Annotated in this window: 10 protein-coding genes; all 10 read left to right on the forward strand. The window is 51.4% G+C overall.

Going from position 1 to position 12799, the window contains the following annotated elements:
• Nucleotides 1-48 precede the first annotated feature (48 nt).
• Nucleotides 49-1503, forward strand: coding sequence for a sigma-54-dependent Fis family transcriptional regulator (locus N3Z11_RS13325; protein WP_260657683.1), 1455 nt, complete (start codon nt 49-51; stop codon nt 1501-1503).
• 118 nt (nt 1504-1621) lie between these two features.
• Nucleotides 1622-2956: a sensor histidine kinase gene (locus N3Z11_RS13330; protein WP_260657684.1), complete on the forward strand. Its 1335-nt coding sequence runs from the start codon at nt 1622-1624 to the stop codon at nt 2954-2956.
• A 4-nt stretch (nt 2957-2960) separates the two neighbouring features.
• Entirely contained in the window at nt 2961-4322 is a 1362-nt protein-coding gene (locus N3Z11_RS13335) for a sigma-54-dependent transcriptional regulator (RefSeq protein ID WP_260657685.1), read from the forward strand.
• Nucleotides 4323-4664: 342 nt separating this feature from the next.
• On the forward strand, nt 4665-5000 hold the full coding sequence (gene fliE, locus N3Z11_RS13340) for a flagellar hook-basal body complex protein FliE (protein WP_260657686.1): 336 nt from the start codon (nt 4665-4667) through the stop codon (nt 4998-5000).
• Nucleotides 5001-5009: 9 nt separating this feature from the next.
• Nucleotides 5010-6728: a flagellar basal-body MS-ring/collar protein FliF gene (gene fliF, locus N3Z11_RS13345; protein ID WP_260657687.1), complete on the forward strand. Its 1719-nt coding sequence runs from the start codon at nt 5010-5012 to the stop codon at nt 6726-6728.
• Entirely contained in the window at nt 6721-7752 is a 1032-nt protein-coding gene (fliG, locus tag N3Z11_RS13350) for a flagellar motor switch protein FliG (RefSeq protein WP_260657688.1), read from the forward strand. Before fliF ends, fliG begins: the two co-directional genes overlap by 8 nt.
• A 73-nt stretch (nt 7753-7825) precedes the next feature.
• On the forward strand, nt 7826-8719 hold the full coding sequence (fliH, locus tag N3Z11_RS13355; protein ID WP_260657689.1) for a flagellar assembly protein FliH: 894 nt from the start codon (nt 7826-7828) through the stop codon (nt 8717-8719).
• Nucleotides 8720-8746: 27 nt separating this feature from the next.
• On the forward strand, nt 8747-10084 hold the full coding sequence (fliI, locus tag N3Z11_RS13360) for a flagellar protein export ATPase FliI (protein WP_260657690.1): 1338 nt from the start codon (nt 8747-8749) through the stop codon (nt 10082-10084).
• Between the two features lie 2 nt (nt 10085-10086).
• On the forward strand, nt 10087-10539 hold the full coding sequence (gene fliJ, locus N3Z11_RS13365) for a flagellar export protein FliJ (RefSeq protein WP_260657691.1): 453 nt from the start codon (nt 10087-10089) through the stop codon (nt 10537-10539).
• A gap of 223 nt (nt 10540-10762) precedes the next feature.
• Nucleotides 10763-12790, forward strand: coding sequence for a flagellar hook-length control protein FliK (locus N3Z11_RS13370; RefSeq protein ID WP_260657692.1), 2028 nt, complete (start codon nt 10763-10765; stop codon nt 12788-12790).
• The last annotated feature ends 9 nt before the right edge of the window (nt 12791-12799 follow it).

Here is a 12799-nt window from a genome sequence, read left to right on the forward strand (position 1 = left end):
GCAATGCCTTTGTAAGAATGAAAAAAAAGCAAAGAGCAGTGCCGCGCCATGACCCCGAAGCTTTATATTCTTGATCAGCAGGAACAACGTGCCCAGCGTCTGAGTATTATTCTGACTTTTGTGGCGGAGCCGCATCAGCTGGTCAGTGAAACTGAACTACAACAGGCACTGGCAAGCGACGCTAAAGCCGTAGTACTGCTGGGCGCGCTCACCAGTCAGCGGCATGAACAGCTGATAGAACAATACCCGCAAGCGGCGTTTTTACTGCTCGGCGAAACCTTAAAATCTTTGCTCAAACACGCCAATGTGGTTGGCTTGCTGACCGAACCTTTTGCTTATGCATCTCTTACCCAGCACCTGCGCGATTGTCAGGAATACCATAGATTATTGCCAGGCCAGCGTCAGCACGAAGTGCAGGCGCGTTTTGTTGGTATGGTTGGCTTGTCGCCACAAATGCAGCAAGTGCGTTTTTTAATTCAGCAGGTGGCAAGAACAGACGCTAACGTACTGATTTTAGGCGAGTCCGGCACAGGTAAAGAGGTGGTGGCACGCAATATTCATGTGTTGTCGCATCGCAGTGAAGGCCCTTTTGTGCCTATTAACTGCGGTGCTATTCCGGCAGAACTGTTGGAAAGTGAGTTATTCGGCCATGAAAAAGGCGCTTTTACCGGCGCTATTTCCACCCGTAAAGGCCGGTTTGAACTGGCGCAGGGCGGCACACTGTTTTTAGATGAAATTGGTGATATGCCCCTGCCAATGCAGGTGAAGTTACTGCGGGTGTTGCAGGAGCGTACTTATGAGCGGGTTGGCGGTAGTCAGCCGATTAAAGCCGATGTGCGTATTATTGCAGCTACCCACCGTCAGCTCGAAGATATGATAAGCGATGGCCGCTTTCGCGAAGATTTATTTTACCGGCTCAATGTATTTCCGATTGAAACTCCGGCGCTGAAAGAGCGTGCCGAAGATCTACCTTTGTTATTGCAGGAATTACAACACAGGCTGGAGCAGCAGGGCCAGGCAGCCATTAAATTTACCGAAAGAGCCATTGCCAGCCTGAAGTTGCATCCCTGGCCGGGCAATGTGCGGGAGCTGGCCAACCTGGTGGAAAGGTTAAGCATTATGTATCCGCAGCAGGTGATTGATGTGGCTGAATTGCCGCAAAAATACCGTCACCTCGATGTAGAAAGTTATGTGCCACATTACCCTGAAGCGCTGCAGGAAAGAGACGCTATTAACGAGCTGTTCCAGTTTGACCAGGACGAGGATGACAGTGCCGCTGAATTTGGCCCGGCACAAAGTTCAATTGAGCAGTTGCCGGATGAAGGTCTGGATTTAAAACAATTCCTGGCCGATCTGGAAATTTCTTTGATAAGCCAGGCGCTGGAGCGACACGATTATGTGGTGGCCAGAGCTGCCGATATTTTGTGTTTACGCCGCACCACTTTAGTGGAAAAAATGCGCAAATATAATCTGGTGCGTGACGAGCTGAACACCGAAGAATAACCGGCTTGTCAAATTTTTGGCTGGCATTTTTCGCTGTAACTTTTTGAAATTCATCATTATTTTTAATGGCATGCTTTGTGCTTTACCCCGTTAGTATTTTTATCTGACGGGGACTTGTATGCAAAGCATCGCTGTTGTTGCCAAAGCCAGCAAAACGCCGGGCCGCATTGTTGCGCCAACGCCGTTATTTGAGCTGGTTTGCGCTGACCAAACCGACAGTGCCAACTTAGTGCCGGCCACTGTGCTGTTTACCGGCAACGCGGCCAATAGCACTGCAGGCAGGTCTGACCGCGGCAAACCACAAGCAAAGCAGGGCAGCATAGTCACAGCCTTGTTTCCTCAGACCTTATATCAGACAGCTGCCGGTCTTACATCGGCCGCACCTTTGTTGACTGACTTCACTTCAATACCAAACCCTCCTTCGGCGCAGCTGCAGGAACTGAAACGGCTGCAACATATTCTGCAGGCCTTGCCAACAGGGGTGGTGGTGCTTGATAGCAAAGGTTATGTGCAGCATGCCAATCCGGTGGCTATTGAAATGCTGGGCGAGCCTTTGATCTGGCAACGCTGGCTGGATGTGATCACCCGCAGTTTCCGGCCGCGTAGTGACGATGGCCTCGAGGTGTCGTTACACGATGGCCGCCGGGTACAGCTGGCGATCAGTGCGCTGGAAGACGGCGCTGGTCAGCTCATAGTGCTGACCGACTTAACCGAAACCCGTCAGTTACAAAGCCGCATTGCCCATCTGCAACGTTTGTCGTCGCTGGGCAAAATGATGGCGTCGCTGGCGCATCAAATCCGCACGCCGTTATCCAGTGCCATGTTGTATGCGCAGAATTTGTGCAGTCAGAAAATTGCTCCAACAGCCCGGCTGCAATTTCAGCAAAAACTATTAAACCGGTTGCAGGATTTAGAGCAACAGGTCAACGATCTGTTGCTGTTCGCCCGCTCTGGTCGTGAGCAGCAAGTGGCGCCTTTGTCGCTGCAGCAGCTGTTAAACGAAGTACATAACTCAGTAGAAACCCTGGTGCAACAAGAGCAGGGCAATATTGAGCTACTGCTGCCAGAGCCGGATCTGCTGATCCTGGGCAACCACACCGCACTTTCTGGTGCCATGGCCAATCTCATTCAGAATGCACTGCAACACGCTGGCCCTGGCGCCCGTATTCAGTTGTCAGCACTGCCAGGCCCTGATGGCAAACAGGTGCTGCTGGCGGTAGAAGACTCAGGTCCTGGTGTGCCCAGGGCACTGCAACAACAAATATTTGAACCCTTTTTTACCACCCGCTCAAGCGGCACAGGCCTTGGCCTTGCGGTAGTGCAGGCTGTTGCCCATTCCCATCACGGCTCAGTGCGCTGTGTGGACGGCAAAGCCGGTGGTGCCAGATTTGAAATGATTTTGCCGGTATTGCCAGCCACAGCCGCTGTGCAATCAGGCCAACAGGAGGAGTAATAAAATGCAACAGACTAAAATTCTGGTGGTGGAAGATGACGCCGGTTTACGCGAAGCACTTTGTGACACCTTGCTGCTGGCGCAATATCAGGTGATCGCCGCTGACAGTGCCGAGCAGGCCATGCAGCTGCTCAAACAGCATAAAATCCGCCTGGTGGTGAGCGATGTGCAGATGCAGGGCATGTCGGGGCTGGATTTATTAAAATCAGTGAAGCTGAATTATCCGAATCTACCCGTGCTGATGATGACGGCTTATGCCACTGTCAATGATGCAGTGCAGGCTATCCGGTTAGGCGCAGTTGATTATCTGGCCAAGCCGTTTTCGCCGGAAGTGCTGGTTAATACCGTCGGCCGTTATGTGCAAAGTGACGAAACCCCGGCTTTTGAGCCGATAGTGGCAGCGCCTGTCAGTCAGCAGCTGGTAAAACTGGCCGCCAAAGTGGCACGTTCTGATGCCAGTGTGATGGTGCTTGGCCCAAGCGGCTCAGGTAAAGAAGTGCTGGCGCGTTATATTCACCAGCAATCACCACGCCACGACGGCCCTTTTATTGCCATTAACTGCGCCGCCATTCCGGAAAATATGCTCGAATCTACCTTATTTGGTTATGAAAAAGGTGCTTTTACCGGTGCTATTGCTGCTTGCCCGGGCAAGTTTGAACAGGCGCAGCAAGGCACTATTTTGCTCGATGAAATCAGCGAAATGGATTTAAACCTGCAGGCCAAGTTACTTAGGGTATTGCAGGAGCGGGAAGTGGAGCGTTTGGGCTCGCGTAAAACCATCAAGCTGGATGTGCGGGTGATTGCCACCAGTAACCGCGATTTGCGCCAGACTGTGGCGCAGGGGCTGTTCCGCGAAGATTTATTTTACCGGCTCAATGTGTTCCCGCTGACCTGGCCGGCACTCTCAGACAGGCCGGAAGATATTCTGCCTTTGTGCCGGCATTTACTGGAGCGCCATTGCCAGCAAGCGGGCACGGCCACTCCGGAGCTGACGCCAACGGCCGAGCGTAAATTGTTGCAGCATAACTGGCCTGGTAATGTGCGCGAGCTGGATAACGTGATGCAAAGGGCACTGATTGTCCACAGCACAGCTGAGATCACCGCCGATGACATTTTGCTGGAGTCGACTGAATTTAGCAGTCAGTTCCAGGAACCGGCGCCGGTTGCGGTAGCTGCTAGCAACGATCCTGATTTAAGTTTATTTAAATCAGGTGTGTATGAGCAGGAACACCGTATTATTCTGGAAACGATGAAAGCCTGTGCCAACAGACGCAAGGAAGTGGCCGAGAAACTTGGCATCAGCGCCCGTACTTTAAGGTACAAACTGGCGCGGATGCGCGAGTCCGGTATTCAGTTACCCGCCTGATATAACAGCAGCACAGCAGCAGGGCCGTCAGGCTCTGCCGTTTTGTGTGATGCTTTTTATCTGCAAAGATGCGCGTCTGGTGGTTCTTGCTGCACAGGTTTTAGTCCGGCATTGGCCATTTGCAACCAGGGGCATTTGCGTTAATGGCCCTGTGTTAGCCTGCTGCTTTTTTAATTCCTTACAACACCAGCTTCAGTCTTTTGCCTCTGCTTTTCTGGGGTGTCAGCATTTTGACATTACAATGTTTAATATAACTCACTGAATTTAAATAATTAAATTATGGCACGCCTTGTGCTTAATACTGTTATTCCGGCTTCAGGCTGTTGTAACAGGTAATTAATCATGGATATCAAAGGTGCCGCTTTATTTCAGGAAATGCAGGCTTATGCGCAGCAGGCCCGCAATTTATCCAACGACATTCAACCCCGTGATGTACAACTGAACAATACCAGTCAGTCTGAGTTTGGCGATCTGTTTAAGCAGGCGCTGGACAATGTCAATGCCTTACAAAAAACATCCAATACCCTGGCCACAGCCGTTGAAATGGGCGATCCAAAAGTATCTTTGGCTGAGGCGATGATTGCCGGACAAAAATCCTCAGTGGCCTTTGAAGCCACTGTGCAGGTGCGCAATAAGCTGGTGGAAGCTTATAAAGAAATTATGGCGATGCCGGTGTAATAGGGGGGCATGACTGTGGCTGAATCAACTTCAACTGAATTAACCTTAAGCAGCAATGACTTTGGCCAGAGCGGCGAAGACAATGCGCAGCAGGAACAAAAGTCAGGCTTTTTAGGCTCTATGGGCGGCATGGATATAGTGCGCCAGATGACGCTGATCATTGCACTGACCATTTGTATTGCTATCGCCATCCTGATCATCCTGTGGGCGCGTGAACCGGAAATGCGTCCGCTTGGCACCTTTGAAACTTCTGAGCTTATTCAGCATCTGGATTATCTGGACGCGCAGAAAATTGAATACAAACTGGAAGGCAATGTGATTTCGGTACCTGGCGACAAATATCAGGACATCCGCCTGGGTTTAAGTCGTGCCGGTTTGCAAAAAGAAGCCAGTTCAGGTGAAGAAATTCTGATGAAAGACAGCGGCTTTGGTGTCAGTCAGCGTCTGGAAATGGAACGACTGAAACACAGCCGTGAACAACAACTGGCCAGAACCATTGAAGAGTTCCAGAGTGTGGCCCGCGCCAGAGTGTTACTGGCGATTCCAAAAGAAAACATTTTTGCCCGCACCGAAAAACAACCTTCAGCCACTGTGATGATTTCAGCCCGCGGCGGCAAAACCATTAAAGACAGTGAAGTTGACGCTATTGTGGATTTAGTGGCTTCAGCAGTGCAGGGGCTTGAACCAGCTAAAGTGACGGTGACAGATCAAAACGGCCGTTTGCTGAACAGCGGCTCACAAGATGCCAGTTCTGCCCGTTCGCGCCGGGAATATGAGGTAGAACAAAAGCGGGAAGAAGAATACCGCCAGAAAATTGACTCTATTCTGATCCCGGTGCTGGGTATTGATAATTACACCGCTCAGGTGGATTTGCAGATGGATTTCACCACCACAGAACAAACACAAAAACGTTTTAATCCGGATTTGCCGGCGGTGCGCAGTGAAATGACCATTGAAGAAAACAGCGTCGGTGGTGGTTCTATGGGCATTCCTGGTGCCTTATCCAATCAGCCGCCGCTGGATTCTAATATTCCGGAAAAAGCCAACGATGGCAGCACGCCAGTGGTGCCTGGCCGCAACAGCAAAGAACAAACCCGTAACTATGAACTCGACACCACCATCAGCCATTCCACCCAGCAGTCGGGTGTGATCAAGCGTTTAAGTGTGTCAGTGGCTGTTGACTATAAAATGACGCCAGCCAGTGGTGATGAACCGGCCAAAGCTGAACCCAGAACCCAGGCTGAAATTCAGAATATCCGTCGTTTGTTACAAGGTGGTATTGGTTTTGATGTGCAGCGCGGCGACACTATTGAAGTGGTATCTGTGCCCTTTACCCGCGAAACTGTGGTTGAGGCCGCTGAAGTACCGATTTACGAGCAGGAATGGTTCTTACGGGTGGTGCGTCTGGCCTTAGGTGCGCTGGTGATTATCGTGCTGATTATGGCGATAGTACGGCCTATGCTGAAGAAACTGATTTACCCTGAAGATACCACTGAATCTTATGATGAACATTCGCTGTCGCGTGGTCTGGATTTAGGCGATGATACCATCGACATGCTGAGCAAAGAGTTTGATGTGAAGTCGGTTGGTTTTGCGCCGGACGGCACCCTGATGTTGCCGGACCTGCATGGTGATGAAGACTTATTAAAGGCGGTGCGTGCGCTGGTGGCGAACGAACCAGAACTGTCCTCACTGGTCGTGAAAAATTGGTTGGCTGAAGATGAGTAATGTAGAGAACAAACCGGCCTTTGATGTCGGCAAATTAGATGGCGTGGAGAAGGCCGCCATCCTGCTGCTGAGTTTATCGGAAGAAGACGCAGCCCAGATCTTAAAACATCTCGAACCCAAACAAGTGCAAAAGGTTGGTATGGCGATGGCGCAGATCGAAGATCTGAACCAGGCAAAAATCTCTGCGGTGCACCGTTTGTTTATCGAGCAAATTCAGAACTTCAGCACCATCGGCTTCCAGAGTGAAGACTTTATCCGCCGTGCCTTAACTGCGGCTCTGGGTGAAGAAAAAGCCTCGAACCTGATTGACCAGATTATTCTGGGCGGTGGTGCTAAGGGTCTGGATTCGCTGAAATGGATGGACTCTAAACAGGTAGCCAACATTATCCGCAACGAACACCCGCAAATTCAGACCATTGTGCTGTCGTACCTGGAGCCTGAGCAGTCAGCGGAGATTTTGTCGCAGTTCCCGGAAAAAGTGCGGCTGGATTTAACCATGCGCATTGCCAACCTGGAAGAAGTACAACCTGCGGCATTACAAGAATTAAACGAAATTATGGAGAAACAGTTTGCCGGTCAGGCGGGTGCCCAGGCGGCGAAAATGGGCGGCTTAAAAGCAGCGGCCGACATTATGAACTACCTCGATACCAATATCGAAGGCCAGCTGATGGATTCAATCCGCGAGCACGACGAAGAAATGGCACAACAAATCCAGGACTTAATGTTTGTATTCGAAAACCTGCTGGAAGTGGACGACAGGGCAATTCAGGCCATTCTGCGCGAAGTACAGCAGGATGTGCTGATGAAGGCGCTCAAAGGCACAGACGACAATTTAAAAGAGAAAATTCTGAAGAATATGTCCAAACGGGCGGCGGAACTTTTGGCAGACGATCTGGAAGCCATGGGGCCGGTGCGGGTCAGCGAAGTAGAAACAGCCCAAAAAGAAATTCTGTCCACAGCGCGTCGTCTGGCCGATGCCGGCGAGATTATGCTCGGCGGTGGTGGCGGCGAAGACTTCCTGTAAGCCAAAGCAGGCAGTGGCAAGCGCCGCTGCCTGAGCCCATACTGATCAGGTTCTATTTATTGAGTTGTAAGCCATGAGCACCAACGCATTCCAACAAAAACGCCCATTTAAACCTGAAGAAGGTGTGATGGATATTTTAAAAGACTGGCCGATGCCGGACGATGAGCAGCAGGGCGATCACAGTTCAGAGCATCAGGCTGACGACTTTTCCGCACAGCACAATGCTAAGGTGCAGGTGCAATCGCCAGCCAGTCAGTATAAAACCAACGCTTTTTATAAGATAAAACCTGAACCAGGCCGGCCCAAACCCAAAGTGCAGGAAGAACTGACTGTTAAACCATTAACGGCAGAAGATATTGAAGAGATCCGTCAGGCCGCTTATGACGATGGTTTAGCCCAGGGTAAAGAAGAAGGTTTTAGCCAGGGTTATGCAGAGGGCCGCGAGCAGGGTTATCAGGACGGCATGCAACAAGGCCAGGCCGAAGGTAAAAAACAGGGTTTGCAGGAAGGTGAAAGCCTTATTCGCGAGCAATTAGCCCAGTTGCAGGCTTTGCTTGAACAATTACAAAAACCTTTGCAAAAAGTCGATGCACAAGTGGAGCAGGCGCTGTTAACACTGAGTCTGGCCATGGCGGAAGCTGTGATTGGTGTGGAAGTCAAAACCAATCCGCAGCTGATTTTGCAAACCTTACGTCAGGCGGTGGAGGCTTTGCCTTATCAGGCAGAAAAACTCACCATCAAATTACATCCCGATGATTTAGCCGTGGTACGCAGCCATTACACTGAGCAGGATTTAACAGAGCGGCAGTGGCAACTGCGTGCCGAGCCTGCCTTTGAGCGGGGTGATTGTACTGTGGAATCGGCAGAATCAACGGTTGATCGCAGTCTGAAATTAAGATTACAAAGCAGTTTGGAGCACTTTTTGCAGGAGCCTGTGCAGAGCCCGTCAGCACCGACGGAAGATTGACGCAGTGATCCCACTGCAAGGATAGGCATGAGTACTTCAAGTCTGGCAGAGCGTTTACTGCAACAACAACAATATATTAAACCCAACAAAGCTGTGGTGGCCGGCCGTCTGGTGCGGGTGGTTGGCCTGACGCTGGAAGCTACTGGCCTCAGTGCCGCTATCGGCCAAACCTGTGAAGTCGAAACCGCTGCCGGCCAGCTGCAGGCCGAAGTCGTGGGTTTTGCCAAAGACCGTATTTTCCTGATGCCCAAAGATGATGTGACAGGTGTAGTACCTGGCGCCCGTGTCACGCCTTTGCTTGGTTACAAAGGGGTGCCGCTCAGTATGGCGCTGCTTGGTCGTGTCATTGACGGTGCCGGTAAACCACTGGATGGCCGTGGTCCTGTGCTTGCCAATGAATACAGTACCGGCAAAAAAGCCCCGATCAACCCCTTACAACGCCGTCCTATTAAACAGCCGCTCGACGTTGGCGTGCGCGCCATCAACAGCATTATTACCGTGGGCAAAGGCCAGCGTATGGGTCTGTTTGCCGGCTCAGGTGTGGGTAAATCTGTGCTACTTGGCATGATGACCCGCGGTACCGCTGCTGATGTGATAGTGGTGGGGCTGGTTGGTGAACGGGGCCGCGAAGTAAAAGAATTTATTGACGAAATTCTCGGTGATGAAGGCCGCAGACGAGCCGTGGTGGTGGCAGCACCTGCCGATGTTTCGCCGCTGATGCGCCTCAAAGGTTGTGAAACTGCAGTGCAGGTGGCTGAGTATTTCCGTGATCAGGGGCTGGATGTGTTGTTACTTTTGGATTCTGTCACCCGTTATGCCCAGGCGCAGCGGGAAATAGCGCTAGCGGTGGGCGAACCGCCCGCCACCAAAGGTTACCCGCCATCGGTGTTTGCCAAATTACCGGCGCTGGTGGAGCGCGCAGGTAACGGTGCTGAAGGTCAGGGCTCTATCACAGCTTTTTATACCGTACTTTCTGAAGGCGATGATTTACAGGACCCTATTGCTGATGCCGCCCGGGCTATTCTGGACGGCCACATAGTATTGTCTCGTCAACTGGCCGACAGCGGTCATTTCCCGGCCATTGATATTGAAAAATCCATCAGCCGGGTGATGCCTGCTGTGACCAGCCAGGAACATCAGCTGCTGGCGCGTAGTATCAAACAGCTGTACGCCAGTTACAGTCAAAGCAAAGATCTGATTGCTATCGGTGCTTATGTGAAAGGGTCCGATCCAATGCTGGATCTGGCCATCAGCCTGATGCCAAAAATCAGTAAATTCCTGCAGCAGGGCATGACTGATGTGGTGCCTTATGATGAAAGTCTGAGTTTGCTGTCTGGCTTAGTGCCTCAAGGCAGAGGAGTCTGAATATGGCATTACCACAATTACAGTTGCTGGCCAAAGTGCAGCGCGAAAAAGAAGACAAGCTGCAGGCGCTTTATATTCAGGCACAACAATTTGCCAAAAATCAGCAGGATAAATATGACGGCCTGGCCAATTACCGCACTGATTATATCCGCCAGAGCCAGCAGCGCGGCATGCAGGGGGTGCAAAGCCGCCAGTTTAACCAGTACCTGGCTTTTATTACCAAGCTGGATCAGGCGCTGGAACAACAAAATATGCAGGTGCAACAAGCCAAAAAAGTGGCGGAAACCCGGCGCGTCAACTGGATTTTGATGCAGCGTAAACGCAAAGCCATTGATTTGTTGATTGAAAAAGAGCTGGAAAAAATGGCCATCAAAGCACAAAAACAAGAACAAAAAATGCTGGATGAAATTGCCACCCAACAGTTTTTCCGCAATTTGCACAGCGAAGCAGGTTAATTGTCGGGCAAAAAAAGCCTTGGGCCTGTCGCGGTAAAACCCGTGTTCAACAAAGCACCTATAACTTTCTTTCAGCTCTGGCGCGATTTTTGAATAGCTTTTAACACAAACAGGTTCGGCACTTTTACAGAACAACAGCAAAGCGCCCACAGGCGACAAGCATCAAGGTTCTGTATCGCAGGTTGCACCAACACCTGACAAGTTCAGGGTTATGGGAGTTCAGATGAGTATCGATATGCAGTTTTCTTTGTTAAGCAGTGACTTAGATGCAGCACCTTCAGGTTCAGCCCGAGCCCGTGGCAGCGATGCCGACAATGGGTTTGCTGAGGCATTTGACGAGCAACTGCAACAGGTAAACGACGCCGAATCGGCCAGAGCTTCTGGTAAAAATCAGCAGCCAGCGGGGCAGGAAGTTGCCACTTCGCAAAAAGCTCAGGCTGAGCTTGCCGCTACTGCAACAGCAGATCCTTCTTTGGCAGAAGAAGTGTCTGCAGAGCCGTCGTCACAACTGTCGCCTCTTAATCTGCTGTCTGAAACGGAAGAAGGGACTGGTAAGTCCGGCAATATGGAAGCCGGCATCGAGGCCGAACGGGCCGCTTCGTTATTTCAGTTAATTGCCAGATCGCGTGATTACGCCGCTGAACTGGAGCCGGGGGCTAAGGGCGCTATGGCTCAAAATAATGCTGAGATAGCTGTCGATAGTGCGAACGCTGGCACAGCTGATGAGGCGGCGCTGTTGCCGGAGCAGCTGCAACAACCAGAACAACTGAATACTGAGCTCAATGCTGCTCGGCTGAAAACTGCATCTGCTGCAACTGATATCAGCGGTCAGGACGAAACAACCAGCCTGACACTACAGGCGTTAGCTGTGTCAGGCGAGGCCGGAACTGACGCAGCTGCGGAAGGCGCTGCACAGAATACAACAGAGCAAGCCCTGGCACAGCAAACGGCAATACAGCAAAAGTTGGCAGAGCAGAGCACTGCACAACAAGATACCGATCAGCAAAACACCCGGGCACAAGCAGGTCTGTCTTCGACATCAGCAGACGACTTATCTGCACAAGCTGCACAGTCAACTGAGGCTCTAAAGCTGCAATCTGAACTGAAGGGGGATGTGGGTGCAAAAGCAGCTGAGAGTGTCGCGGCAGAGCCTGCCGGAACCCGTCAGGATGGCAACCAGGGCGCCCTGAGCCGGGCAGAAAAATTCTTTGCTGAGCAGGGCATGCCAGAGCAGAAAGAACAACAAGTGATTGAACTTAGCGCTCTGGAGTCAGAAACCACAGCAGGTCAGACCCAGCCGCAGTTGGCAAAAACAGCAGAACAACAAGCCGCCAGTGCTTTGAGCAACAGCCACAATCCGGTTACCGCTCAGCAGGGCGCAGCAGAAACTGTCAGCACTGACAGTGCACAATTGACAGAGCAGAACCAACTGGCCGCTACATTGCTGGGGCAAACGCCCAGCCCGGTGTCTGGTAAAGAGAAAAATAAAGGCATGACAGCGGCTTTTGCTGAATTTCAGAAATCGGCCAATGCTGCGTTAGCACAACAACAAAAACAGCAGCAACAAAACGAAGCAAAATACAGCACAGCGCCTGGCAAGGCCGGTGCTGAAGCTGCGCTAGCAGAAACGCTGACAGCAGCGATGCCGATGCCGCAGCAGGACGGCGCAGTTGTGCCGGTGCTGGCGGCAACTGACAAATCTTTGGCAGCAACTTCGGCTTTTAGTCAGGCCGGTTCTCAGTCTGGCTCGCAGCAGGGTTCTCAACAGCACAGCAGTTTTAGCCAGATTTTAGCGACTAAACAGGCTGATCAGCAGATCCAAACCCAGCCGGCGTTATCTTTGCTCGAACCCAACGCCGCCACTCAGCTCAAAGAGCGGGTGATGTATCAGGTGAATCAAAAAATTCAGAGCGCCGACATCCGGTTAACGCCGGAAGATTTGGGCTCGGTGCAAATTAAAATAAATCTGCAGCAGGAGCAGTTGTCGGTGCAATTTGTGGTGCAACAAAGTGCCGCCAAAGAAGCGCTGGAGCAACAAATGCCCAGATTAAAAGAATTGCTGCAGGAGCAAGGCATGGCGCTGACCGACGGTCAGGTGCATCAGCAGCAGGGTGAGCAGCATCAGCAGCAGGATGAAAGACGTACGACCGGCCGTGGCAATACTTCTGGTCATTCGCAGCCAGAAGATGAAGAGGTGCAGCATCAGGTGCAGGTCGCAGTGTCTGACCGGATGGTGGATTATTACGCATAACGGGTTATC

Origin of the sequence: Rheinheimera sp. 4Y26 (assembly GCF_025245835.1) — a bacterium.
GTDB lineage: Bacteria > Pseudomonadota > Gammaproteobacteria > Enterobacterales > Alteromonadaceae > Pararheinheimera.

Coding starts and splice junctions, on each gene's coding strand:
- N3Z11_RS13325 (WP_260657683.1), top strand. CDS start 49: ATGACCCCGAAGCTTTATATTCTTGATCAGCAGGAACAACGTGCCCAG.
- N3Z11_RS13330 (WP_260657684.1), top strand. CDS start 1,622: ATGCAAAGCATCGCTGTTGTTGCCAAAGCCAGCAAAACGCCGGGCCGC.
- N3Z11_RS13335 (WP_260657685.1), top strand. CDS start 2,961: ATGCAACAGACTAAAATTCTGGTGGTGGAAGATGACGCCGGTTTACGC.
- fliE (WP_260657686.1), top strand. CDS start 4,665: ATGGATATCAAAGGTGCCGCTTTATTTCAGGAAATGCAGGCTTATGCG.
- fliF (WP_260657687.1), top strand. CDS start 5,010: ATGACTGTGGCTGAATCAACTTCAACTGAATTAACCTTAAGCAGCAAT.
- fliG (WP_260657688.1), top strand. CDS start 6,721: ATGAGTAATGTAGAGAACAAACCGGCCTTTGATGTCGGCAAATTAGAT.
- fliH (WP_260657689.1), top strand. CDS start 7,826: ATGAGCACCAACGCATTCCAACAAAAACGCCCATTTAAACCTGAAGAA.
- fliI (WP_260657690.1), top strand. CDS start 8,747: ATGAGTACTTCAAGTCTGGCAGAGCGTTTACTGCAACAACAACAATAT.
- fliJ (WP_260657691.1), top strand. CDS start 10,087: ATGGCATTACCACAATTACAGTTGCTGGCCAAAGTGCAGCGCGAAAAA.
- N3Z11_RS13370 (WP_260657692.1), top strand. CDS start 10,763: ATGAGTATCGATATGCAGTTTTCTTTGTTAAGCAGTGACTTAGATGCA.